Origin of the sequence: Sphingobium yanoikuyae, assembly GCF_013001025.1 — a bacterium.
GTDB lineage: Bacteria > Pseudomonadota > Alphaproteobacteria > Sphingomonadales > Sphingomonadaceae > Sphingobium > Sphingobium yanoikuyae_A.
Genome location: NZ_CP053024.1, coordinates 17953 through 41821, shown reverse-complemented (window position 1 = coordinate 41821; position 23869 = coordinate 17953). Strand labels below are relative to the sequence as shown.

At 60.4% G+C, this 23869-nt stretch carries 26 protein-coding genes and 6 pseudogenes; 20 read left to right on the top strand and 12 right to left on the bottom strand.

Going from position 1 to position 23869, the window contains the following annotated elements; all coding sequences use genetic code 11:
• The first annotated feature begins 19 nt into the window (after window positions 1-19).
• The 9 genes from HH800_RS28825 (at window position 20) to HH800_RS28785 (ending at window position 9595) form a co-directional block, all read left to right on the top strand.
• Window positions 20-1138 (top strand): glycosyltransferase family 4 protein, encoded by a 1119-nt coding sequence (locus tag HH800_RS28825; protein WP_169863583.1) that lies wholly within the window; start codon window positions 20-22, stop codon window positions 1136-1138.
• A 69-nt stretch (window positions 1139-1207) separates the two neighbouring features.
• Window positions 1208-1807: a sugar transferase gene (locus tag HH800_RS28820; RefSeq protein ID WP_169863582.1), complete on the top strand. Its 600-nt coding sequence runs from the start codon at window positions 1208-1210 to the stop codon at window positions 1805-1807.
• Between the two features lie 47 nt (window positions 1808-1854).
• Window positions 1855-2436 carry an acetyltransferase gene (locus HH800_RS28815; RefSeq protein ID WP_235682177.1) on the top strand — a complete coding sequence of 194 codons (582 nt, stop codon included), beginning with the start codon at window positions 1855-1857 and terminating at the stop codon, window positions 2434-2436.
• Window position 2437: 1 nt separating this feature from the next.
• The gene (locus HH800_RS28810) at window positions 2438-3682 is read left to right on the top strand and encodes a DegT/DnrJ/EryC1/StrS family aminotransferase (protein ID WP_169863580.1); all 1245 of its coding nucleotides are present in this window, start codon (window positions 2438-2440) and stop codon (window positions 3680-3682) included.
• Entirely contained in the window at window positions 3683-5053 is a 1371-nt protein-coding gene (locus HH800_RS28805) for an O-antigen ligase family protein (protein ID WP_169863579.1), read from the top strand.
• Between the two features lie 76 nt (window positions 5054-5129).
• On the top strand, window positions 5130-5816 hold the full coding sequence (locus tag HH800_RS28800; RefSeq protein ID WP_235682176.1) for a polysaccharide biosynthesis/export family protein: 687 nt from the start codon (window positions 5130-5132) through the stop codon (window positions 5814-5816).
• Between the two features lie 13 nt (window positions 5817-5829).
• Window positions 5830-8034, top strand: coding sequence for a GumC family protein (locus tag HH800_RS28795; RefSeq protein WP_169863578.1), 2205 nt, complete (start codon window positions 5830-5832; stop codon window positions 8032-8034).
• A complete protein-coding gene (locus tag HH800_RS28790) occupies window positions 8034-9290 on the top strand; it encodes a hypothetical protein (RefSeq protein ID WP_169863577.1) in 1257 nt (418 codons plus the stop codon). Before HH800_RS28795 ends, HH800_RS28790 begins: the two co-directional genes overlap by 1 nt.
• On the top strand, window positions 9287-9595 hold the full coding sequence (locus HH800_RS28785) for a hypothetical protein (RefSeq protein ID WP_169863576.1): 309 nt from the start codon (window positions 9287-9289) through the stop codon (window positions 9593-9595). Before HH800_RS28790 ends, HH800_RS28785 begins: the two co-directional genes overlap by 4 nt.
• 32 nt (window positions 9596-9627) lie before the next feature.
• On the opposite strand, the gene glmM is transcribed toward HH800_RS28785, so the two are convergent.
• Window positions 9628-10965 (bottom strand): phosphoglucosamine mutase, encoded by a 1338-nt coding sequence (gene glmM / locus HH800_RS28780; RefSeq protein ID WP_169863575.1) that lies wholly within the window; start codon window positions 10963-10965, stop codon window positions 9628-9630.
• A 14-nt stretch (window positions 10966-10979) separates the two neighbouring features.
• Window positions 10980-11540 (bottom strand): recombinase family protein, encoded by a 561-nt coding sequence (locus HH800_RS28775; protein WP_169863596.1) that lies wholly within the window; start codon window positions 11538-11540, stop codon window positions 10980-10982.
• Between the two features lie 391 nt (window positions 11541-11931).
• Here HH800_RS28775 and HH800_RS28770 point away from each other — a divergent pair, with 391 nt between their 5' ends.
• The 3 genes and pseudogenes from HH800_RS28770 to HH800_RS29310 all read left to right on the top strand — a co-directional run.
• Complete coding sequence (locus HH800_RS28770) at window positions 11932-12210, top strand: CopG family ribbon-helix-helix protein (RefSeq protein ID WP_059153569.1); 279 nt, start codon at window positions 11932-11934, stop codon at window positions 12208-12210.
• A complete protein-coding gene (locus HH800_RS28765; RefSeq protein ID WP_169863574.1) occupies window positions 12198-12491 on the top strand; it encodes a type II toxin-antitoxin system RelE/ParE family toxin in 294 nt (97 codons plus the stop codon). Before HH800_RS28770 ends, HH800_RS28765 begins: the two co-directional genes overlap by 13 nt.
• A gap of 17 nt (window positions 12492-12508) precedes the next feature.
• Window positions 12509-12604: pseudogene (locus tag HH800_RS29310) on the top strand (histidine phosphatase family protein); the annotation flags it as partial.
• Between the two features lie 14 nt (window positions 12605-12618).
• Here the strand turns inward: HH800_RS29310 and HH800_RS28760 are convergent.
• Complete coding sequence (locus HH800_RS28760; RefSeq protein WP_169863573.1) at window positions 12619-12900, bottom strand: WGR domain-containing protein; 282 nt, start codon at window positions 12898-12900, stop codon at window positions 12619-12621.
• Window positions 12901-13043: 143 nt separating this feature from the next.
• On the opposite strand from HH800_RS28760, the gene HH800_RS28755 reads away from it, so the two are divergent.
• The gene (locus HH800_RS28755; RefSeq protein WP_169863561.1) at window positions 13044-13223 is read left to right on the top strand and encodes a hypothetical protein; all 180 of its coding nucleotides are present in this window, start codon (window positions 13044-13046) and stop codon (window positions 13221-13223) included.
• Window positions 13224-13336: 113 nt separating this feature from the next.
• On the opposite strand, the gene HH800_RS28750 is transcribed toward HH800_RS28755, so the two are convergent.
• On the bottom strand, window positions 13337-14710 hold the full coding sequence (locus tag HH800_RS28750) for a hypothetical protein (protein ID WP_169863572.1): 1374 nt from the start codon (window positions 14708-14710) through the stop codon (window positions 13337-13339).
• Window positions 14711-14761: 51 nt separating this feature from the next.
• Window positions 14762-14824 (bottom strand): annotated as a pseudogene (locus HH800_RS29305) (recombinase family protein); the annotation flags it as partial.
• 48 nt (window positions 14825-14872) lie between these two features.
• On the opposite strand from HH800_RS29305, the pseudogene tnpB reads away from it, so the two are divergent.
• Window positions 14873-14944 (top strand): annotated as a pseudogene (gene tnpB, locus HH800_RS29700) (IS66 family insertion sequence element accessory protein TnpB); the annotation flags it as partial.
• Between the two features lie 102 nt (window positions 14945-15046).
• Here the strand turns inward: tnpB and HH800_RS28740 are convergent.
• Together HH800_RS28740 and HH800_RS28735 are read right to left on the bottom strand one after the other, a co-directional pair.
• Window positions 15047-15334, bottom strand: a complete 288-nt coding sequence (locus tag HH800_RS28740) for a hypothetical protein (protein WP_235682184.1) — start codon at window positions 15332-15334, stop codon at window positions 15047-15049.
• Window positions 15335-15405: 71 nt separating this feature from the next.
• Complete coding sequence (locus HH800_RS28735; protein ID WP_169863571.1) at window positions 15406-15636, bottom strand: BrnA antitoxin family protein; 231 nt, start codon at window positions 15634-15636, stop codon at window positions 15406-15408.
• 247 nt (window positions 15637-15883) lie between these two features.
• Here HH800_RS28735 and HH800_RS28725 point away from each other — a divergent pair, with 247 nt between their 5' ends.
• From HH800_RS28725 to HH800_RS28710, 4 genes are read left to right on the top strand one after another with little or no spacing between them, the layout of a single operon-like run.
• Window positions 15884-16162: a type II toxin-antitoxin system ParD family antitoxin gene (locus HH800_RS28725; RefSeq protein ID WP_159368254.1), complete on the top strand. Its 279-nt coding sequence runs from the start codon at window positions 15884-15886 to the stop codon at window positions 16160-16162.
• Complete coding sequence (locus tag HH800_RS28720; protein ID WP_169863569.1) at window positions 16155-16448, top strand: type II toxin-antitoxin system RelE/ParE family toxin; 294 nt, start codon at window positions 16155-16157, stop codon at window positions 16446-16448. Before HH800_RS28725 ends, HH800_RS28720 begins: the two co-directional genes overlap by 8 nt.
• A gap of 24 nt (window positions 16449-16472) precedes the next feature.
• Window positions 16473-16694 carry a hypothetical protein gene (locus HH800_RS28715; protein ID WP_235682182.1) on the top strand — a complete coding sequence of 74 codons (222 nt, stop codon included), beginning with the start codon at window positions 16473-16475 and terminating at the stop codon, window positions 16692-16694.
• A gap of 3 nt (window positions 16695-16697) precedes the next feature.
• Window positions 16698-16958: a DUF2442 domain-containing protein gene (locus HH800_RS28710; protein ID WP_235682181.1), complete on the top strand. Its 261-nt coding sequence runs from the start codon at window positions 16698-16700 to the stop codon at window positions 16956-16958.
• Between the two features lie 25 nt (window positions 16959-16983).
• Here the strand turns inward: HH800_RS28710 and HH800_RS28705 are convergent.
• From HH800_RS28705 to HH800_RS28695, 3 genes and pseudogenes are all read right to left on the bottom strand, one after another.
• Window positions 16984-17298 (bottom strand): annotated as a pseudogene (locus HH800_RS28705) (DUF6118 family protein); the annotation flags it as partial.
• 64 nt (window positions 17299-17362) lie between these two features.
• Entirely contained in the window at window positions 17363-17893 is a 531-nt protein-coding gene (locus HH800_RS28700) for a GNAT family N-acetyltransferase (RefSeq protein ID WP_007686150.1), read from the bottom strand.
• Window positions 17890-18510, bottom strand: coding sequence for a recombinase family protein (locus HH800_RS28695; RefSeq protein ID WP_008832583.1), 621 nt, complete (start codon window positions 18508-18510; stop codon window positions 17890-17892). The genes HH800_RS28700 and HH800_RS28695 overlap by 4 nt, the downstream gene beginning before the upstream one ends.
• 125 nt (window positions 18511-18635) lie before the next feature.
• On the opposite strand from HH800_RS28695, the pseudogene HH800_RS28690 reads away from it, so the two are divergent.
• Both HH800_RS28690 and HH800_RS28685 read left to right on the top strand, forming a co-directional pair.
• A pseudogene (locus HH800_RS28690) lies at window positions 18636-21515 on the top strand (Tn3 family transposase); the annotation flags it as partial.
• An 83-nt stretch (window positions 21516-21598) separates the two neighbouring features.
• The gene (locus HH800_RS28685) at window positions 21599-22702 is read left to right on the top strand and encodes an IS110 family transposase (RefSeq protein WP_015063481.1); all 1104 of its coding nucleotides are present in this window, start codon (window positions 21599-21601) and stop codon (window positions 22700-22702) included.
• 309 nt (window positions 22703-23011) lie between these two features.
• On the opposite strand, the pseudogene HH800_RS28680 reads toward HH800_RS28685, so the two are convergent.
• Together HH800_RS28680 and HH800_RS28675 are read right to left on the bottom strand one after the other, a co-directional pair.
• A pseudogene (locus HH800_RS28680) lies at window positions 23012-23437 on the bottom strand (DUF6118 family protein); the annotation flags it as partial.
• Window positions 23434-23868 (bottom strand): putative toxin-antitoxin system toxin component, PIN family, encoded by a 435-nt coding sequence (locus HH800_RS28675; protein WP_169863568.1) that lies wholly within the window; start codon window positions 23866-23868, stop codon window positions 23434-23436. The gene HH800_RS28675 and the pseudogene HH800_RS28680, both read right to left, overlap by 4 nt.
• Window position 23869: the final 1 nt, after the last annotated feature.

Genomic DNA, 23869 nt, shown 5'->3' with positions numbered 1-23869 from the left:
ATCCTGGACTGAGTGAAATATGAAAATTTCAGTGATTTCCAATTTCGCATCTTCATTGCTTAATTTCCGTGGACCGCTGCTCATCGAAATGGTGCGCAGAGGCCACAAGGTATTGGCCTTTGCCCCCGATCATGACGACGCGACGCGCGCATGGTTGCGCGATCGCGGCATAGTCCCGGTCGATTTCGATTTGCAGCGAACAGGCCTAAATCCTTTGCGTGATATTACATCGATGGCGCAATTGCGTCTCTTGTTCCGCCAGTATCGGCCTGATGTGGTGTTTGGTTATAATATAAAGCCGGTAATTTACGGTACGATGGCGGCGTGGCTCGCGGGGGTACCGCGTCGATATGCGATGATAACGGGCCTAGGTTTTGTCTTTATCAATAAGGCAAGGCTTCGTATGCGCAAGGCTCTGTTGCAGCGGGGTGTGTCAGCGCTCTACGGCTTTGCGCTATCCAAGGCAAACAAGACTATATTCTTTAATCCCGATGATCGTGCCGAGTTCATCGAACGGGGGTTGGTGTCTCCATTACGGGCCGTGCTTTTGGGAGGCACTGGCCTTGATTTGGACGAATGGAACTATACTCCCCCTCTCGCTCAGACATCGATCACTTTCATCATGGTCGGACGGCTGCTGCGCGACAAGGGCGTGGAGGAATATGTAGAGGCGGCAAAGGCATTGCGCCCGCATTATCCGCGGGCGCGCTTCCTGCTGGTGGGGGGACATGACGAAAATCCCACCGCCATACCCTTGGCCGAGGTGCGGTCATGGGTCGATGCCGGGGTGATCGAATGGTCGGGACATGTGCCGGTACGTCCCTGGCTGGCGCAGGCGAGCGTTTTCGTCCTGCCCTCTTATCGGGAGGGCGTTCCGCGCAGCACGCAGGAAGCGATGGCGATCGGCCTGCCGGTGGTCACGACCGATGTTCCAGGATGTCGGGAAACGGTGGTGGAAGGAAAGAACGGGTTCCTCGTTCCGGTCCGCAATTCGGCGCGTCTGGCACAGGCCATGCGTCATTTCCTCGATCATCCGGACAGCATTGTGCCGATGGGGCTGGAAAGCCGCAGGCTGGCGGAGGAACGGTTCGACGTGCATGTCCAGAATCGAAAGCTGCTGGACTTCATGGGCCTTTAACGGGCATCGAGCTTTGCAGGCTGCAATCTGGCTGCGTCCGGCGCGCGCCGCCAAGAAACAAGGCAATAGATGAAACGACTGATCGACATTGCAGGCTCTCTTGCCGGACTGGTGCTGCTGTCGCCGGTGATGCTTGTCGCGGGAATTGCGATCCGCCGACGCATGGGGGCGCCCGTGCTTTTCGTGCAGGAACGCCCCGGTCTGGGGGGCAGCCCCTTTCGGATGTATAAGTTCCGCAGCATGCTCGATGCCTGCGATGCCGACGGTCAGCCTTTGTCCGACGCTGAACGTCTGACAGATCTTGGACGTCTGTTGCGTTCGACCAGCATAGATGAGCTTCCCGGTCTATGGAATGTGCTCAAGGGCGAGATGAGCCTGGTCGGGCCGCGCCCGCTGCTGATGGAATATCTGCCGCGCTACAATGCGGAGCAGGCAAGGCGCAATGACGTCCGTCCCGGCTTGACGGGATGGGCACAGGTCAACGGGCGTAATGCGCTTTCGTGGGACGATAAATTCGCGCTCGACATTTGGTATGTCGATCATCGCAGCCTGCTGCTGGACATGAAGATCATATGGCTGACGGTCCTGCGCATCATTCAGCGTGATGGGATAAGCGCGGAAGGTCAGGCGACGATGGCCAAATTCCAGGGCACGGGTAAGAATTCGTGAAGCCTTTATATGGCGTCTATGGGGCCAGCGGTTGCGGCCGGGGCATCATGCCGCTGCTGCGGCGAGAGATGGCAGGCACGGATGCGACCTTGGTCTTTATCGATGATAATCCGACATCATCTCATGCCAATGGTCATGAAGTGTGGACCTTTGATCGATTTATGGAAGAACCAGCCAAACGGCGTAGAGCGGCGCTGGCCGTCGCTAATCCCCAGGTCAGGCAGATGCTCGACGAAAAATGCCGTGAATCGGGCGTGGATATCATATCTACAGCGGCAGAAAATATCATCATTATGGATGATGTCGAGGTTGGAGAAGGCGCGCTTATATCTCCATTCGTTACCTTGACCTCGAACATCCGTATAGGCCGTTGCTTCCACGCCAACCTCTATTCCTATGTCGAGCATGATTGCGTGATCGGCGATTATGTAACCTTTGCGCCAGGTGTGCGCTGCAACGGCAATATTCGGATAGGCGATCGCGCCTATATCGGGTCGGGCGCCATCATCCGCCAAAATCTGACGATCGGAGCAGATGCCGTCATCGGCATGGGCGCCATCGTGACCAAGGATGTTCCTCCAGCTGTAACCGTGGTCGGCAACCCCGCCCGCATTCTCGAGAAAAAGTGACATGCTGAACACGAACTTCGCGCCCTGGCCTAGTTACACGCAGGAAGAAGCGGACGCCGTCTCTACCGTTTTGCTCTCCAACCGCGTCAACTACTGGACCGGCGAGGAATGCCGCGCCTTCGAGCGGGAATTCGCTGCCTGGTCGGACAGTGGCTATGCCATCGCCGTCGCCAATGGCACGGTCGCGCTCGATCTGGCGCTGCAGGGCCTTGGCATCGGCAGCGCCAATGGTGGCAGCGCCGAGGATGAGGTGATAGTCACGCCGCGCACCTTCATCGCGTCGATATCCTGCGTCGCCAATGCCGGCGCCAGGCCGGTCTTCGCCGATGTTGAACGTGCGAGCGGCAATATCTCGGCCGAGACTTGTCAGGCCGTCCTCACCCCGCATACTAGGGCGATCATCGCGGTCCACCTTGCGGGCTGGCCCTGCGATATGGACCCGATTATGAACCTCGCCGCCGCGCATGGCATCAAGGTGATCGAGGATTGCGCGCAGGCACATGGCGCGTGCTACAAGGGGCGTAGCGTCGGGTCGATCGGGCATGTCAGCGCCTGGTCCTTCTGCCAGGACAAGATCATGACCACCGGCGGCGAGGGCGGCATGGTGACGTGCAACGACCGCGATCTCTGGTCGCGCATGTGGTCGTTCAAGGATCATGGCAAGAGCTGGGAAGCGGTCTATGAGCGCGCGCACCCGCCGGGTTTCCGCTGGCTGCATGAGAGCATCGGCACCAACTGGCGGATGCTGGAGATGCAGGCGGCAATCGGCCGCATCCAGCTTCGCCGCATGAACGAATGGACGTGCACGCGGACGGCCAATGCGGCGATCCTACATGAAGCCCTGACACCCTTTGCCGACAAGAACGGGATCATCCGCCTTCATGGCCCGTTCGGCCCGGACCGAAGCTGGCCGGAAGGATCGGTCCACGCTTTCTATAAATATTATGCCTATGTCCGGCCGGAAAATCTGGCATCCGGCTGGTCGCGCGACCGGATCGTCACCGAAATGGGCGAGCGGGGCATTCCCTGCTTCCAAGGCTCCTGCTCCGAAGTCTATCTGGAAAAGGCGTTCGACGGCACCGGCTGGCGGCCCGAAGTGCCCCTACCGGTCGCGCGCGAACTGGGCGGGACCAGCCTCATGTTCCTCGTCCATCCGACGCTTTCATCTGACGACATGGCGCGTGTTTCGCAGGCCATAGGCGATATGTTCAAGGACGCGATGCGCACACAGGAGACTCCGTCCTAGATGCCTTCCCGCCCCGTCCTCACACGCCGCTGGAGTCCCGCTCTGGTACTGCTGCTGCTGCTGCTGGGCACCTTATGGGTGGCGGGCGGCGCGTCGCACGCAGACGTCACGGGGCAGGTGATAACGCGGGGGGCAACGTGGACGTTGTTCGTGCTCGCAATCCTGCTCGGCGTGCGACCGGTGGTCGCGGGGGCGGGAGCGGCGTTCTGGCTGCTGCTGGCGACGGTTCTGCTTGTCCTGCTGCAACTGGTGCCGTTGCCTCCCAACATCTGGACGGCGCTGCCGGGCCGGGACGTGCTACTCGGGGCATCACCCAGCGAGACGGTATGGCGGCCTTGGGCGATCGTTCCTTCAGCGACGATCAACGCCGCGTCCTCGCTGATCGTGCCGGTCGTAACACTCATTCTCGTCACTGCTTTGTGCAACGAGGAGAAAACATGGCTGCCGACGATCCTGCTCGGGATCATTTTCTGCTCGATGCTGGTCGGGTTGCTGCAATTTTCCGGCTTCGTCCTCGATAATCCATTTATCAATGACACGGTGGGAAGCATCAGCGGCACCTTCGCCAACCGCAACCATTTCGCGCTCTTCCTCGCCATCGGATGCCTGATTACCCCTGTCTGGGCCTTTGCCGGAAAACAATCTGCCGGAAAACAAGGCGTGGGGTGGCGCGCGCCAGTCGCACTGGCGCTGATGACGCTCTTTGCTCTCACCATATTGGCGACCGGATCGCGCGCCGGCATGTTGACCGGCATGTTGGCGCTGGCGCTCGGCCTCGCTTTGTGCTGGCACGATGTCCGCCGCGCTTTGCGCGGGGCGCCACGCTGGGTGTTCCCGGCGCTGATCGTGGCGATCATCGGCGGCGTCGCGCTATTCGTCCTGGTCAGCATCGCCGCCGACCGAGCTGAGTCCGTGCGCCGCGCGTTCGAAGTCGATCCAGGCCAGGACATGCGCACGCGCGGCTTACCAACGGTGCTGTCGATGATCGCCGCCTATTTTCCAGCAGGCGCGGGCTTTGGCGGTTTCGATCCAATCTTCCGCCTGCACGAGCCCTTCGGGTTGCTCAAGCCGACCTATTTCAACCACGCCCATAATGATTTTCTGGAAGTCGTGCTCGATGGCGGCCTGCCTGCGGTGCTGCTCCTGCTCCTCGCGATCGGATGGTACGCGATAGCCAGCCTGCGCGCTTGGCGGGCTAACGGGCAGCACTCCGTCCTACCGAAGCTGGGGTCGGCCATGTTGCTTCTTGTCTTCGTCGCCAGCGCCTTCGACTATCCCGCGCGCACGCCGATGATGATGGCGATGATCGTCATCGCCGCTATTTGGCTCTGCCAAAACAAGACACCTCCTATAAAGGCCGGCTTTACCTGATTACGATCAGCATCTAAGGCGAAAGTCTCTTCAGCGGGAAGATATGGGGCGCATGCGCAAAATTCTTGTTTCGATCATGATGGCGGCCGGCCTTGCCGGCTGCGCGGGAGCGCCGCCGCCACAATCCAGCGCGCAGCTGACCGTCATTCCCGATAGCCAGGGTCTGCCCGCGCCCAACCGCAGCGATCTGGCTGCCGCTGACCGGCCTGCGCTCATCGGCCCGCTCGATACGATCTATGTCGACATCTTCAACGTGGCCGAACTCAGTCGCGAAATGCAGGTGGACGCGAGCGGACGCATCTCCATGCCGCTGGTGGGCGCCATCGATGCGCGCAACAAGACCGCCGAAGAGCTGGCCAGTGCGATCGAGAACGCGTTGCAGGGGCGTTATGTCCGCAACCCCCAAGTGACCGTCAACATCAGAAGTTCGGTCAGCCAGGTCGTGACGGTCGATGGCGAGGTGAAGGAACCGGGTCTGTATCCGGTGACCAACCAGATGACGCTGATGCGCGTCATCGCTTCGGCCAAAGGCCTGTCGGAATTCGCAAAACAGGAACAGGTGGTGATCCTGCGCACCGTCGACAATCAACGGATGGCGGGTCTCTACGATATAAGCGCGATCCGCCGCGGCGCCTATGCCGATCCACCAGTCTACGCCAATGATGTCGTCATTATCGGAGATTCCCCGCAACGTCGCCTTTTCCGGGATGTCGTTTCCCTGGCACCTCTACTCGCGGCACCCCTTGTCGCAGTCCTACGCTGAGGCTTGCAGTCCTATGACCAATAGTAATTTGACTCTAGGCAGCCACCTGGCCCCGGCAGCTTTGTTGCAGGCGCAATCGGAAAACACCGCCCCCCCCATATTGCGCCAATATCTGCGTATCGCCATGCGGTGGCGCTATGTGATCCTTGGCGCGGTCGCGGTGTGCTTCCTGATTGGCCTGATCGCGACCCTGCTGATGACGCCGCAATATACCGCATCCTCAACGATCGAGATTTCGCGCGAAGCGGACAAGGTCACCGATCTTCAGGGGGTGGAGCGTGAGGCTGGCATTGCCGATCAGGAATTTTACCAGACGCAATATGGCTTGCTGGAATCGCGCGCGCTGTCCGAGCGCGTGGCGACGCAGCTCAAGCTAACGGAATCGCAAAGCTTCTTCGACATGTTCGATTTCGAGAGCGACGATCCGGCCTTCGCCCTTTCGAACGGCCGCTATCCCGCCTCGGGCCGCGCCACGCGGCAACGGGTCGCCGGCGAAATATTGCGCGAGCATCTCAACATCAGCCCCACACGCATGTCGCGCTTGGTCGAGATCAAATTCACCAGCCCAGACCCTACCTTTTCAGCGCAGGTCGCCAATACATGGTCGGAGAATTTCATCCAGACCAATCTGGAACGCAAGATCCAGGCAACCTCCTATGGGCGCAATCTTCTCCAGAAGCAGCTGGTTCAGTTGAAGCAACGGCTGGACGAATCGCAACGGCAATTGGTCAATTACGCCTCATCCGCCAAGATCATCAATCTGCCCGCGCAATCGGGCAATGGCCAATCGAGTTCGGAACGCTCGATCGTCGTCGATGATTTGGCCGCACTCAATGCCGCGCTGACCCAGGCGACCGCGAGCCGCATTGAGGCGCAGTCACGCTTTCAGCAAAATGGGCGAGCGGGCGCATCGGCGGAAGCTCTGAACAATACGGCGATCAACAGCCTACGCCAGCGTCGCGCGGAGCTGGCGGCTGATTACAAGCGCTTGATGACGCAGTTCGAACCAGGTTACCCTGCCGCTCAAGCGGTCCAAGCGCAAATCACCCAACTCGACCGCAGCATCGCGAGCGAAGAAAGCCGCGTAACCTCATCACTTCTCGCCGACTATCGCCGGACGCAGGGGCAGGAACACGCGCTTCAAGCCAAGGTCGAACAACTTAAAAATGACTATCTCGACCTACGCCGCCGCAGCATCCAATATAATATCTATCAGCAGGAAGTGGACACCAATCAGGCACTCTATGACGGCCTGCTCCAGCGCTTCAAGGAAATCGGCGTCGCCGGCGGCGTCGGCGTCAACAATATCTCGGTCGTCGATCCGGCCCAGGCACCCAAAGCGCCTTCAAGCCCCAGATTGCTCATCAATCTCGCCATCGCTATCCTAGCGGGCTTGGGCATCGGCGCAGCGCTGGCCTTTGGCCTCGAGCAGATCGACGAGGGCATCGCCGATCCAGCTGAAGCGAAGCGTGAGCTTGGTCTGCCGCTGCTCGGCTCGATCCCTAAAATCGAAGAGGCGCCCAAGGATGTCTTGCTTGACCGCAAGTCGGACCTCGTGGATGCCTATCTGACGGTGCAGACCAATCTTGCCTTCTCCACCGAGCATGGCGTCCCGCGTTCCTTCTCCGTCACCTCGACGCGACCGGGGGAAGGCAAGTCAACCACTTGTCTTGCTTTGGCCACGACGCTCGCACGCGGGGGTAAGAGGGTCATCCTTATTGATGGCGATATGCGTAATCCCTCAATCCATCATCTGGGCGGTGTCAGGCATGATCGGGGACTTAGCAACTACCTGACCGGAGAGGGCAATCTCGAATCCCTGACCTTTCCGATGGAGGACCTGGGCTTCACGGCGATGTCGGCAGGGCCACTTCCGCCCAATGCCGCTGAATTGCTGACCGGCAGTCGTCTTTCGCAGCTTATTGCGCAACTGCTTGAAAGTTATGACCATGTCATCATCGACTCCCCGCCGGTCATGGGGCTAGCCGACGCGTCGCTCATCGCAGCCAAGGTTGAAGGCGTTCTCTATGCCGTTGAATCCCATGGTATCCGCTCTGGTCTGGTGAAAGAGGCACTCGGTCGCCTCATCGTTGCCAATGTCCGCATCATTGGCAGCATTCTTACCAAGTTTGACGCCAAGAAAGCGCATTACGGCTATGGTTATGGTTATGAATATGGCTATCGCTATGGACGCAAGGTAGTGTCCGACACCGCCTGATGAAGGAAAAGACCTCTCGACAACGACGCTCTCCGCTTGAATGGAGTGTGCGCCTTATCCTGGCTGGGATCGCCGCCTGGCTAGGCTATTTGTCGGTCATGCAATCGGTAGCATTGGTGCTGCCCGACAGCCGGATCGAAGAGGCTTATGCGCTCGCGTCCAACAATGGCCATATCGCGGGTCGCTTGTCGCAGACGCTTTACCGTTCAAACGCAAGCGAAGCCGACCGTATCCGCGCCGTAGCGATCGCGCGCGACGCCTTGCATCATGACCCAACTGCCGTCGAAGCGGTTGCAACACTCGCCGCTGATGCATTCGTTCGCGGCGACCAGGCCGAGGGGGAGCGCCTGCTTGCCTATTCGCAGACGCTGTCGCGACGGGATTTGCGCACGCAATTGATGGCGATCGAGTTAGCCGTGGCGCGTGACGATATTCCAGGCGCGCTCAGACATTATGATATTGCGCTCCGCACCAAGAAGAAAGCGCCCGACCTGCTCTATCCGGTGCTGGCCTCCGCGCTGACCGACCCGGCGATCCGCGCAGAATTGATCAAAACCCTTGGTGGACAACCTAATTGGGGTAATGGCTTCATCAATCATGCCGCGCGGAGCGACGCGGATCCGGTGGCGAGCGCGGCCTTTTTCCGTGCCTTGCAGATCGCCCGCGTGTCCGTACCCGACAGCGCCAGCGTGGCGCTCATCAACAGGCTGTTGGCGGCCAAACTGTTCGACGATGCCTGGTCCTATTATGCCGCTGCCCGTCCTGGCAGCGAGCGGCATCAATCGCGCGATCCTGCCTTCACAAGCCCGATCGAAGCGCGCAGCGCTTTCGACTGGATCGCGATCAACAGCATCGGTGTCTCGACGGCGATCCTGTCCGATCCGGCGAACGGCCTTTTCGATTTCACAGTGTCCATGGGCAATGGCGGCCTTCTGCTTCAGCAGCTTCAGATGCTCCCACCCGGCGAATATGTGCTGAAAGGGCATAGTATCGGGATTGAGCAGGCTGCGCGCTCGCGTCCTTATTGGGTCGTGCGCTGCCAGACAGGTAGTGAAATTGGACGAGTAGAGGTACCAAATTCATCACAAACAGGGGGCCGGTTCCAAGGACATGTCAACATTCCCACCGACTGCCCGGTGCAGACACTTGCACTGATCGCACGATCCTCGAATGAGATTGGGGGTGTTTCGGGTCAGATTGATCGCATCCTGATCCGGCCCACACGACCACAAGCGCCAGAAAGGACAGCCTCATGAGATTTTTTTTGCTCAGCAGTGCTTTCGCGACATCGCTGCTTCTAGCATCTTCTGCCTTGGCTCAGGAGTCGCTGCCCGCCGGGCAGCTGGCTGAATCGGCTGCGGGCCAAGTGGGGCAGCGCCAGACCGCCAGCAATAGCCAAGTCCATATTGAACCCTTAGGGCGGCTGAACAATCGTATAGCGAACCGGGTGCAGAACCGCATTCGCAACCGGATTGACCGCTATTACGCCCCTCGCGCCAATACGACGTCGCCCTTCGAGGTCGCCGCCGAGCAGAACACGCGCCTTCAATCACCTCGTTGACGAGGTAATGATTTAAGCAGCAATGCTCAGGCTTAAGTAGCGACCTTTTCCACAGCGGCGCAAATGCGGTCGACGACATCGCGCACTTGATCCTCACGATCACCCTCAGCCATCACCCGGATCACCGGCTCCGTCCCCGAGGGCCTGATGACGAGGCGGCCGCAACCGTTAAGTTCTGCCTCGGCCTGGGCGATGACATGCTGCACATCGGCATGTTCAAGCGGCTTTCCTTCAGCAAAGCGCACATTCTTGAGTAGCTGGGGTACAGGGTCGAATGGGTGCAATACCTCGCTCGCTGGCTTTTTCGCGCGGACGAGCGCTGCCAGCACCTGCAAAGCCGCCACTGTCCCATCGCCGGTCGTTCCATAGTCGGAGAGGATCATATGTCCCGATTGTTCGCCGCCTACATTAAAACCTCCCTCGCGCATGCGCTCGAGCACGTATCGGTCGCCGACCTTGGTGCGTTCAAGCCCAATGCCCTGTCCCTCGAGAAAACGCTCGAGGCCAAGGTTCGACATCACCGTCGCGACAAGGCTGCCGCCTCGCAAAATGCCCGCACGCGCGAAATTGGTAACGATCAACGCCATGATCTGATCACCATCGACGACTTGCCCCTTCTCATCAACAATGATGAGGCGGTCGGCATCCCCGTCCAACGCAATGCCAATGTCCGCGCCAGAAGATACGACTGTTTCCTGAAGCAGCATCGGCGCGGTAGAGCCGCAACCATCGTTGATATTACTGCCATTAGGGCCGACCCCGATCGCGATCACCTCAGCGCCCAATTCCCATAAGGCAGAGGGCGCTACCTGATAGGCCGCCCCATTGGCACAATCGATGACGATCCTAAGCCCATCGAGTCGCAAATCCGCAGGAAAACTCGACTTTACCGCATGGATATAACGCCCCCGCGCATCCTCTATGCGGCGAGCACGGCCGATCTCCTTTGACGGAGCGAGCGCGATATCCTGCCCCAACAACGCCTCGATCTTTAGTTCATCTTCATCCGAAAGCTTGTACCCATCCGGTCCGAACAGCTTGATCCCATTATCGAGATAAGGATTGTGGCTGGCTGAGATCATGACTCCTAAGTCCGCCCGCATCGACTGGGCAAGCAAAGCGACTGCAGGCGTCGGAATAGGGCCGAACTGTACCACGTCCATGCCGACGGCTGTGAAGCCAGCGACCAGCGCATTTTCTATCATATAGCCTGATAGCCGTGTGTCCTTGCCAATCACGACACGGTGGCGGTGTTTTCCTCGCAGGAAATGCGTCCCAGCAGCCATGCCGATCTTCATCGCCAGTTCGGCCGTTAGCCCCTGATTAGTGCGTCCACGGATTCCATCGGTACCAAAATATTGTCTGCTCATCGCTTACCCCAGCCTCACCCCACTGATCGCAGATACTGGTATAGGGTTTCCCTACTGATTCCCATGTCACGCGCGATAGTGGCTTTCTGTTCGCCGTTCGCAATGCGTTGCACAAGCTCAGACACTCTCTCATCCGACAGCATCTTCTTACGCCCGCGATAGGCGCCGCGCTGTTTGGCTAGTGCCACGCCCTCACGTTGTCGCTCGCGGATCAAGGCGCGCTCGAATTCGGCGAAAGCGCCCATCACCGACAGCATGAGATTGGCCATCGGCGAATCCTCGCCGGTGAAGGAAAGGCTTTCCTTGACGAATTCGATGCGGATGCCCTGTCGGGTGAGCAACTGGACGAGTTTGCGCAGGTCGTCGAGATTGCGCGCGAGGCGGTCCATGCTGTGGACGACCAGCGTGTCACCCTCTCGAATGAAGGAGAGCATGGCTTCCAGTTGCGGCCTACCGACATCCTTGCCCGAGGCGCGATCGGTGAAGACCCGATCCAGCGCGACACCGTCCAACTGACGATCGATATTCTGTTCGAAAGTGCTGACCCGGATATAGCCGATCCTTTGACCCTTCATTCCACTCCCCAAGCCCAATCTGTCAGATTAGACCTTTAGATATGAGCCGTCATATGTCAACAAAAGGACATACAGGCTCTTTTCTGACATATTTTCAACGCGTTTCCTTACGCCAACATAGGATATACCCTATATTGACATAAACGAGCCTGAAGGCACTGGCCGCCTTCAATGCCTAAAACCGCTCAAAGGCTCATCGTCAACGATGTGCCGCTCGGGTCGGATATGACTGACCGCTCTTGCTTGTCAGTGGATCGTCACCTTGAGCGAGTCCGCTTGCGAGTTTGGGAAGCGCGAGCAACTAGGGGCGCAGTAACGGCAGAGGATGACGGCTGAGTGCAAGCAGCATATAGTAGCGCTGGGTAACACCTTTCATTATGGAGGTAGCACGATGGCAACGGCAACATCTATTAAGCTGGACGATGCCCTGAAAGGGCGTGTGCAGCACCTGGCCAACGCGCGCCGGCGCAGCTCGCATTGGATTATGCGCGAAGCTATCGCGCAGTATGTCGAGCGCGAGGAAAAGCGTGAGGCATTCAAACAGGACGCCATTCGGGCATGGGAAAACTATCAGCAGACGGGCTTGCATGTGACGCTTGAGGAAGCCGATGTCTGGTTGGCGAAGCTCGAAGCGGGTGAGGATGCGGAGCCGCCTAAGTGCCACGTCTGATCTGGACGGCCGAAGCACTGGCCGATGTTGACCGGCTCCATCGCTGGTTGAAGACCAAAGACGCCGACGCAGTGAGACGCGCAGTCGCCGCGATCCGGGGAGGGGTTCGGATTCTGGCGGCAACCCCGCACATCGGCCGACCAACTGAAGATATGGAGTCCGAATATCGGGAAAAGCTGATCGACTTTGGAAACAGCGGCTATGTTGTCCTGTATCACTTCGATGGCGAGACGGTGGCGCTGTTGGCCGTGCGCCACCAAAGGGAGGCGGGTTATCAATAGTCGGCTAAGGACGCGCTATGAGGGCGATATTCATCCGCCACAGTGAGGCCACCGGCAACGCCGGCATGCCCTGCCACGATCTCGCAACGATCAAACTGACGGATCGAGGCAATTGAAGAGTTTCTCGTTACGCTCCGCTTCTCTCTACCGGCCGATAGACAATCCCGATCCGCCTTTCGGCCGTACCACGTCTCCGGAGAATCGCCGCGATATGACGATCAGCTGCGGCACGATCGGCAAAGGCGTGACACTGGGTTTGGCCGGCTGCGCCGATCCGCCCCCAACGGGTTTCGACAATGATCATGCCGAACAAATCAAAACTCGCGCTAATGCTATAACGCCGGCGAATGTTGCGCGTCGGGTCAAGCGCCACCAGCTCGATCGGATCAGGGGGGATTGCGCCTTTCATGGCGCAAAGCCTACAAAATCGACCCCGTAAAGTCCGATGACTTCTTTGAATCAGTTGCCGGTCATTGATTCACAAAAGTCTATAGAGTGTCACGATATGCTCGGTCTGCGATGCTTGTTACCTTCCTTGGTTCAATCCACACCATGCCCATGCGCCACAAGGCTTCCACTATTATCGCCTTGATGCTCGCGATCGGCGATCGGCACGGCACCGTTCTTGTTCAACCCGTCCCGACGGACGATCCCCATGCGGTGGCGCGCGCGGGCGGTGCGCCCTCTGCCTTGGCAAGGAGCACGGTCGCCCTGAAGTGCAGTCAACGCTGAGCGTTTGCCGGCTTCACCTCAATCGTGCAGCGCACCGTCTTCTTGAGAGCATAGCGTGGAAGGTACGCCAGACAACGCTAAGCGAGAACATATCAAGAATGGCGTGATTGCCGTTACCGCCGGAGGTCGCTGAGCCCCAGCTCTGCCCACATCCATGTGAAGTCATAGGTGCCCATCGGATCGGCAGCGTCGGATTTTGCCGCGCCGTTTTCAATATATTTGAGCCAGTCGGCCACTTTCGTCCGTCCGGCCTTTGTGCGGGCCAGAGCACGCGGCGTCTTGTGACCGAGGGCAGGAACCGGCTCATCGAGCGTTTTCGTATATTCACGGGTCAGCATGTCGTGAACGATGCGCTCCATTTCGTGTGGCGGTATAGCCAGCGTCTCGTCCTGCGGGGCGCGTGCTGCATCATCGGCCATGATCTGGGCCAGTGTCCGAATTTCAGTCATGGGAGCACTGACGGAATCACCGAGCCATTCGCGTATCTGTATGATCGCTTTTTCCGCACGGGCGGCGCTGTTCACCTCGACGATCAGCTTGCGGCCCTTCAGTTCCACATTGGCGAAAACCGGCGTGCCGTCTTCCATGGTTGTGACGAAGGCCTGCTTTCCTTTGTTCGATTGAGAATTCCCGCCCTTTTTGACTGGAGCCAGCCAGTTCCAGAAACTGTCGCTGGCAGGCTCAAGCCAGGGGGCTGCGTCCAGCCTTCTGGCCACGCTCTTGCCGATCACGCCCTTTGCCAGAGGGAAAATGATTCGGTGGAATACGAGATCATCGCCGTCCGCGTTGATCATATCCGGAGTGCTGCCGGGCATCGCCTTGCCCAGGCAATCGAGCAGCCACATATTCGTGAACATCGGTCCCGATGCCCGCAGGAGAGCGTCCCGGTCGAGGGGGGCCAATCCGGCAGTGTCCTGAGCATCGTCCGAAAGTCGGGAAAATGCGTCGATTACGCGTGCGGCACCTTCAGCACTGAACGGCAGCAGCGCTCCGGAAATGCCTTGGCGACCGTTCACGTCAACAATCCTTGCGGCGATCTTGTCCCAGTTGACGAGGGTCTGGGTTGCACCGTGTTCCCGCACCGTCACCGGGGCAACGTCGCGCAGCAGATCGCGCAAGGTCATCGACTGGCCGGGCAGAACCTCGCTCACCTCATAGAGCGACATGACCGTACCGCGCAGTGCGCGCATATAGGCCTTGTTCGGCGCCTTTTCGTTCCAGCCCCGCCGCTTGAGATAGTCATCGACCAGATTGCCACCGTCCGGTTCCAGTTCCTGCGTGAGCAGATCTTCAAAGGCGCAGCCCCATAGCGGCCCTTGCCAGTGATCGCCGATGATTTCGAATATGGCGTCGGGCTCCAGTCCCGTTGCCTCGCACGCCGGTTCCAGATGTGCGGACAGCATTTCGGCCATCGCTTCATCCCAGGGCTCACGATCCACATATTTCATCAGGCCCGAAAGATCATGGGCAGATTTCGGTCTGGACATTCAGACAGGCCTTTCCACGCCGAGGCGGCGCATTTCTCTATAGATGGTCGATCAGCCGATGCCGAGTTGCTTTGCCGCCTCTGTTGGCGAGATGCTTGCCTCGACCAGCTTGATTCATTCTCGGGGGCGGTTTTCCTGTTCCGCGGGAAAAGGGGCGACAGGTTGAAGGCCCTAGTCTGGGACGGGTCTGGGCTATGCGTGTATGCGAAGCGTCTCGAGCGCGGAAAGTTCATGTGGCCCCGTGCTCATGAGGGCGCGCTCCGCCTGTCGGCAGCCCAGATGACGATGCTCACCATAGCCGATGAAAGACTGGGGGTGCCGTGTGGGCGGTCCCGCTCATGCGCGCGCGCTCCCCTCGCGGCGCGGCCGTCCGCCCCGCACATGCGCGCCGGGGTCTATGATCGTCTCGGCATGGCGACTGAGATTCTCGACTGCGCCGGCCATGCCGAATATCTCGACCCGTCCGCCCTTGTTGTATATGCGCCCCGCGACGGTGCCGTGCAAAATGGCGCGCGCCTTCGGCTCGATCGTCAGGTCGCCCATGATCGTGCCATGCAGGATGAACCGCACGCCGCCCTGCAAGGTCGCGTCGCCGGTGATGGTGCCATAGAGCGTCCTCGCCAATCGCGAACGGACCCTCAATGCTGTCGTGAACCGCGCGCATCATGCAGCCGCCTCAATATCAGTCGGACGAATCAAAGCTGCCCCGTCGCAACGAGTTGCCCCAGCAGGGCATTGACGCGGGTCTGCCATCCGGGGCCGCTGCCGCGCAGATGTTCCACCGTCTTCGCATCCAGGCGGATTTTCACCTCCACCTTCGGCGCTTCCGACTTCGGCCGCCCGCGCCGGGAAGACTTCATCCCGGCCATGAACGCCGCATCCATCGGCGGGTTGTCATCGTGAATCTTCGGATCAAACTTGGCCATGATAGAACCTCACTTCGTGCTTCTCTGCTGGGCGTAGGCTGATGGCGCGCACCGCATCGTCATGAGAGCCTTCGGTGAAAACCAGCACATGCAGGCGATCACCAATCAGGCCCATGCCGACGAAACGAACCTCTCCACAATATCATATATAGAACAGGGCGTGAATCCGGGGCAGGACAGGCCCATTGAATGCTTGGCCGTTGTGATATATTATGAATAACTCATACCAGAGCGAGTGACGCATTTTATGGCCGCTTATGAACGAATGACTGTCGTGGTTCCCGATCAGATGGCCGCGAAGATTCATGCGGCTGTCGAGGCCGGCGAATATGCCTCGGCCAGCGAAGTCGTGCGCGATGCGATGCGGCTGTGGAGCGAGCGGCGCGAGTTCCGCCAGGATGAATTGCTGGCGCTGCGTGAAGCCTGGGACCGTGGCAAGGCCAGCGGAATCGCCGGCCCGCTCGACATGGAAGCCATCATCACGCGCGCGAAGGGCAAGAAGGCGGCCGCGTCCGGCAATGACTGAAATCATCGTTTCGCGGCAGGCGGATGACGATTTTGAACGAATCTGGCTCAGTGTCGCGCTCGACAACGACGATGCCGCCGATCGCCTGTTACGCGCCATCAATACCAAGATCGAGCGCCTACGAATTTTCCCGGAGATCGGCCGCGCGCGCGACGACCTCAAGCCGGAGGCGCGGGGCCTGGTCCACGGCTCCTATCTCATTCTCTACGAATATGACGCTGCAGCTGATAGCGTCACAATCATCGCCGTAGTTGAAGGGATGCGCGACCTCGACCGGCTTTTCTAACCAGGGGCCAGGTGAAGCTCGATTATGAAGAAGAAAGACTCTGAAATCGTCCGCTTCCAACTCGATCCGGGCAATTTGCCACCGCTGACCGAGATGCAGAGGACCGAACTGGATGCTTTGCAGGCGCTACCGGATAGCGAAATCGACTATAGCGACCTGCCGGCGCTCTCGGGCGATTTCTGGAAGGGGCCCAAGCGCGGCGGGCGCGAAATCCTGGCGACCGTGAAGCGGCGCAAAAGCGCCTGACATATGAACATCACCGACAAGGCCCGCACCATCGCCGCCGTGTGCGCGATCGGACCGGCATCGCTGCATCTGTCGTGGTCGGACGGGACGGCGGCCGATCTCGATCTCGGCGCGATCTTCACCGATCGCGCCTTTGCGGCGCTGCGCTATCCGGGCGAGTTCGCCAAGGTCGAAGTCGGCGATTGGGGGCATAGCCTGGTCTGGCCTTGGGGAGTCGAGCTGGGCGCGGATATGCTGTGGCTCGAAACGCTGTCGGCGACATAGCAGAAAAGACATGGGGTCTTGCCGGTCACTGTCCCTGCGCCTTGACCTCGATCGTGCAGCGCACCGGCTTTTCTGCCTTTTCCGCCTGCTCTCGGCATTTCTGCACCGTCTCGCGATTGGCGGCCGACAGCGGCGAGGCCGCGACGATCAGCCGCCAGCTATCCGGCGCGGCCGACTGCATCAACCGCTGCCCCGCTTCCCAGGGGCCAGGCTCATTCAAAACGCGGGTCGCCATACGCTCGGGCCAGCGCCAGCTATCCGGCGTCGCCCGCACCAGCGGGCCAGCAAGGAAAGCGTAGAGCAACAGCCCCGCCGCCACACCGCCCGCACCAACGATATAGGGGGCGTTTGCGGGAGGGGGCGGAATCCTACGCCAAGCTCGCCCAGATAGCCGGCGCGAGATCTTACTTGTTGCTGCCTTCTACGGTCGCGCCAGAAAGGCGACGGCTCAGTTCTATCCGGCGATGGCTACGCATTTTGAAGGTGTCTGGCCCAACGCGCCGATACTCAATGAAGCCGAGAGAACGCCAAAATCGCTCTGCCGCTTCATTCGCTTCCAGCACGGCCAACCGAATCTCTGTGGCACCTCTCGCAGCGGCCCAGCTTTCGACCGTCGAGTAAATTGAGCGTCCGACGCCACGACCACGCTGTGCGGCATCTACGATCATGAAGCCGAGATACCATGTGCCATCACGCGGATAATCGCGGAGGATGGCCGCGATTGCATATAGGCCGCCAGGCCCCTTCCATCCCAGGACAGCTTGATTGTGGGCGCTCTTTTCGGGCGGCACATCGGAGAAAAGCTCGCGAGCATCGTCCAGCGTGGGCGCGGCCCCGTCCTGCAACAGGAAATAGTCGCTGCAACGGTTGTACAGGTCTGCAACGTCTGCGGCGTCCGCTTGGGTAAGTTTGATCGGGGCTCCCGTCATCATCATCGCGTTTTGGCAGCAAGCACGCGCTGACCGTAATCCCGGAGTTCCCCGTTGGGACCGACATAGCGGTAGAGAGTGACGCGCTCGATCCCGAGTTCCTTGCAGAGGTCGGAAACGGACGTGTCGCGTTGGGCCATAGCAGCCTGAGCGAGCCGCACCTGGGCCTTGGAGAGGGCGAACTTGCGGCCACCCTTGCGTCCCCGCGCGCGGGCAGCGGCCAGGCCAGCCATGGTGCGCTCGCGGATCATATCCCGCTCAAACTCCGCCAGTGTGGCAAAAATGCCGAACACCATCCGGCCCGATGGCGTCGTGGTGTCGATCTGCGCGCCCTTGCCGGTGAGCACCCGCAGACCGATACCGCGATCCGACAGATTCTGCACCGTGCTGACCAGGTGGGTGAGCGTTCGGCCGAGCCGGTCGAGCTTCCAAACGATGAGGACATCGCCGTCGCGCAACGATTTCAGGCAGGCGGCAAGACCGGGGCGATCATCACGGCTACCGGATGCACGATCATCATAGATATTGCCTGGCTCGACACCGGCAGCGCGAAGGGCATCGTGCTGCAGGTCGAGCGACTGCGAGCCGTCGGCTTTGGACACGCGGGCGTAGCCGATCAGCATGGATCACAAACGAAGGTTTGAGGCGGTGACGAACATGAGCACATAAGATTGGGCTATTGTGTATCTTAACCAGCATCTCAATCAAGCTATCTCAAACCGTAGCTCGGAAAGAATAAGGAGCATGTATGCCGCGTCGCGTGACCCTGACCGATCGACAGCGCGAGGCGCTGCTTCACTTGCCGGTCGATCAAGGTGAGCTGCTGCGGCACTATACCCTCAGCGATGAGGATCTCGGGCATATCCGCCAGCGCCGGCGCGCCCACAATCGTTTTGGCTTCGCGCTGCAACTGTGCGTCCTGCGCTACCCGGGCCGGGTGCTCGCTCCTGGCGAGTTGATCCCGGCGCAGGTATCGGATTTCATCGCGGCCCAGCTCGGCCTGACCAGCGACGATCTACTCCTCTATGCCGCGCGCGAGGAGACCCGGCACGAGCATCTGGCGGACCTTCGCCGAATCTACGGCTATCGCTCCTTTTCGGGGCGGGGCGCACGGGATTTGCGCGAATGGATCGCTCGGGAAGCCGAGGCGGCGACATCGAATGAGGATCTTGCCCGTCGCTTCGTTGCGGAGTGTCGCCGCACCCGCACGATCCTTCCCGGCTCCTCGACGATCGAGCGCCTTTGCGCCGATGCGCTGGTTGAGGCCGAGCGCCGGATCGAGGATCTTATCGCCCATCGCATCACGCCAACCCTGAGCGAGAATTTGGCTCACCTGTTGGAGGATACGGTGGATGGTCGCGTCACGCGCTTCGTATGGCTGCGACAGTTCGAGGTTGGCGCAAATTCAGCAGCCGCTAACCGGCTGATGGATCGACTGGAATATCTTCAAAGGTTCGATCTTCCGGCGGATTTGCTGGACGGCGTGCCGGCGCATCGTGTGACCCGGCTTCGCCGGCAGGGCGAGCGCTATTACGCCGACGGCATGCGTGATCTGCCCGAAGACAGGCGGCTTGCGATCCTCGCTGTCTGCACCCTGGAATGGCGGTCATCGCTGGCCGATGTCATCGTGGAGACCCACGATCGCATCGTAGGCCGTCTCTATCGGGCCTCCGAACGCCTTTGCAACACCAGGATCGCCGACGAAAAGGCGGCCGTTCGGGACACGCTGAAGTCCTTTGCCGAAATCGGTGGTGCTTTGCTTGGAGCGCAGGACGATGGCACGGCCCTGGACGGGATAATCGCCACCGGGCCTGGCTGGGAACGGTTCAGAACCCTTGTCGCCACGGCCTCCGCGCTGACCAACGTGCTCGCGGCCGACCCGCTCAGCCGTGTGCTGGACGGCTATCACCGTTTCCGCCTCTACGCGCCCAGGATGCTGCGCCTGCTCGACATGCAGGCGGCGCCGATCGCCACGCCTCTTCTGGCGGCCGTTGCGATGCTGCGTAACGGGATCAAGGTCGATCCGCCGGTGGATTTTCTACGTCCCAACTCGAAATGGCATCGTCATCTTCGCGCTGAGCCCAGCGGCGACCACCGGCTTTGGGAAATCGCGGTGCTGTTCCACATCCGCGACGCCTTCCGGTCCGGTGACATATGGTTGGCGGGATCGCGCCGCTATGGCGACCTCAAGCAGCTTCTGGTCCCGCCACAGGCGATAGAGCAGACCGCGCGGCTCGCCGTGCCGCTGCGACCCGGCGAATGGCTGGCCGAGCGCAGGGCTCGACTGGATACACGGCTGAAGGAGTTTGGCCGCGCGGCGCGAACCGGCACGATCCCAGGCGGCATCATCGAGAACGGCAAGCTGCACATCGACAAGCTGAGGGCCGACACGCCCGAAGGGGCCGAGGATCTCGTGCTCGATCTCTATCAACAGCTCCCGCCCGCGAGGATCACCGATCTGTTGCTGGAAGTCGATGAGCGAACCGGATTTTCCGAGGCGTTCACGCATCTGCGCACCGGCGCGCCCTGCAGCGACCGGATCGGCCTGATGAACGTGTTGCTGGCGGAAGGCGTCAATCTCGGTTTGCGCAAGATGGCGGCGGCGACCAACACGCACAGCTTCTGGGAATTGCTGCGGATCGCGCGCTGGCATGTCGAAGGCAGCGCCTATGATCGGGCGCTCGCCATGATCGTGGAGGCCCACGCCGCCCTGCCCATGGCCGCCTTCTGGGGACAAGGGCAATCGGCATCCAGCGACGGGCAGTTCTTCCTTGCTACCGAGCAGGGCGAGGCGATGAATCTGATCAACGCGAAATATGGCAACGTCCCGGGCCTCAAGGGATACAGCCATGTGTCCGATCAATATGCGCCGTTCGCAACCCAGGTGATCCCGGCAACGGTCAGCGAGGCTCCCTATATCCTGGACGGGCTGCTCATGAATGACGCGGGCCGCCGCGTTCGCCAGCATTTTGCCGACACGGGCGGCTTCACCGATCATGTGTTCGCCGCCTGCGCCTTGCTCGGCTACAGGTTCGCCCCCCGTATCCGCGATCTCCCTCAGAAAAGACTCTATGCCTTCACGCCCAACCCGACGCCGGCCAATGTGCGAGCGCTGGTCGGAGGTAAGATCAATGAACCGCTCATCGAGCGCAACTGGCCCGACATCCTGCGCATCATGGCGACGATCGCAGCGGGGATCGTCGCCCCCAGCCAGATTCTTCGCAAGCTCGCCTCTTACCCGCGCCAGAATGAGCTGGCCCTCGCATTGCGAGAGGTGGGCCGCATCGAGCGAACCCTGTTCATGATCGACTGGATTCTTGATGCCGGCCTCCAGCGCCAGGCTCAGATCGGCCTCAACAAGGGTGAGGCCCACCACGCCCTAAAGCGCGCCATCAGCTTCCACCGCCGAGGTGAAATCCGGGATCGATCCGGCGAAGGCCAGCACTATCGCATCGCCGGAATGAACCTGCTCGCCGCCATCATCATATTCTGGAACACCATGAAGCTCGGCGAGGTCGTCAATACCCGGGCCGCCAGCGGTACCCATATCGCGCCTGATCTACTCGCCCACGTCTCGCCGTTGGGATGGGAACACATCAATCTAACCGGGGAATATCGCTGGCCCAAATCCTTAGACCCAATGACCGTCATTCGCCTCGCGCTTCGAGGCAGGTGGGGCGTAAGCTCAGCTTGTCAGGAAGGAGAAGGACAATGTCGATCAGCAAGTTTGTCGGTCTCGATGTCCATAAAGAGACGATTGCAGTTGCGCTCGCCGATGACGGTCGGACTGGAGAAATCCGGTTCTACGGGACCATACCCAACACGCAGGATTCGATCCGGCGTCTGGTGGCCCGACTGAGCAGCCCGGATGTCGCGCTGCATTTCTGTTATGAAGCAGGCGGCTGTGGCTACGGAATTCATCGTCAGTTAGTCGATCTGGGGGCGGAATGTAGCGTGATTGCGCCATCGGTCATGCCGCGCAAACCTGCGGACCGGATAAAGACCGACCGACGTGACGCGATGACGCTCGCCCGATTGCTACGGTCTGGTGAATTGACGGCGATCTGGGTCCCGGACGAGGCACACGAGGCTATCCGTGATCTGATTCGTGGGCGACGCCAGGCGAAACACGATTTGGTTGCTGGCCGGCAGATGTTGTTGAGCTTCCTTCTGCGCCATGGGCGCAAGTTCGCCGGTCGATCCAATTGGACCAAGGCGCACTGGCGCTGGCTCGGTGAGCAGGCGTTTGATGCACCTCACCAGCAATTCGTATTCGGCGAGAGCATCCGCCGGATCGAGGAAGCACAGCAGCGCTGCGACCGACTGGATGCAATGCTGGTGGAGGCATTGCCCTATTGGTCGCTGGCGCCGTTGGTTCAGGCTCTGCAGGCCTTGCGGGGTGTCGGCTTGATTGTCGCCGCCACCTTAGTTGCAGAAATAGGCGACCTTGGTCGGTTCGATACCCCAAAACAGCTCATGGGTTGGCTGGGGCTGGTCCCGTCTGAAGCGTCGAGTGGTGCCCGGACGCGCCGAGGCGCAATAACGAAGACCGGCAACCGCGAAGCGCGAGCAATGTTGGTGGAGGCGGCCTGGTCCTATCGACTGCCAGCGCGGGAAGAACGCCGCTATCGAGCCCGGGTCGAGGGACTGCCGGATGAAGTCAAAGCCATCGCCTGGAAAGCACAAGTCCGACTGTGCCAGCGCTACCGGATGTTGGCTGCGTCCGGGAAGCCCTTGCCGAAGGTCATCACGGCGATCGCTCGCGAATTGGTGGGATTTGTCTGGGACATCGGGCGACGTATGCAGCCCGCATGACGACGGCATCTCAAGTTATTGGACCTGATGGGCGTGCCGCGAAGACCAGGCAAGATGGGTAACCCTCGGCGTACGTTGGGGCAGGTTTCGACCGATGCCCGTGCTTAGAGAGAGGAAGGCCCACGACGGAAATGGGAAATGCGGTAGTCAATCCGCGGATGAGAGCATGATCAATCGTCGTCGATCGGCTCGCGGCACACCCATCAGGTGCATCATCAGTTTCAATTACACCGGACCTCAGTTTTGGTGTAGGTTCTGTGCGGCTCCGCTTCCAAAATGACGGTCATGAGAGCGTAGGATTCCGCCCCCTCCCGCAAACGCCCCCATATACAGCCAGCGGTTTTGCTCGTCGCCCCGGCGCGCGGATGCGAGCCGGTTGCCGAACTCACGGGCGGCCTGGTCCAGCCCCCCGCGCGCCTCGGCGATAAGCCGCGCGTCTTCGCGGCGCGCGGCCGTAGCCGCCATCGCGATCTGGCTCGCCATGGAATCCGGCGTCATCGACAGCAGCGGACTTTTGGCGATGGGGTCGATCCGCTGGGCGAGCGCCACCAATATCTTTTCGGTGCGCTCCAGCGTCGGCCCATAGTCGGGTATCTCGATATTCTCGCGCGCGGCGGTCAGCCCCTCGATCGCGGCGCGCAGCAACGCCACCTCGCCATGCACCGATGCCAACCGATCCTCGACCCGTGCGAACGCCCGCGCCGGATCGTCGGCGTCTTCATCCTGATCGCTCATGCGCCCTCATCCCTGGGCAACTGCCCGAACATCGCCAGAAAGTCCCGCACGGCGATGATCCGCGCGCCCTCGTAACGGACCATCGACAGCAAATCGCGCTTGTCGCCGGTCACAAGATGATCGGCGCTGCCGGCGATGATCATCGCCAACAGGAAATTGTCGTAAGGATCAGCGCAGGCCATCACGCGCGGAAGGTCTGTCACCATCACGGCCACGTCGCGCAGCTCGTTGACAAGCCGCCCCGCCAGCGCCGGCGAAAGCCGCTCGCGGATTTTGGGATAGCGCGTCACCCGCGCCAGCTCGTCCAGTTGCTCTTGGGAGGTCAGCAGCGCGAACCGCCCTTCCCGCCAGAGCGTGACGATCTGCCCGGGCGGCGATCGGCCCGATAGCAGCGCGCTTATGAGGACATTGGTATCGACGACGACACGCACG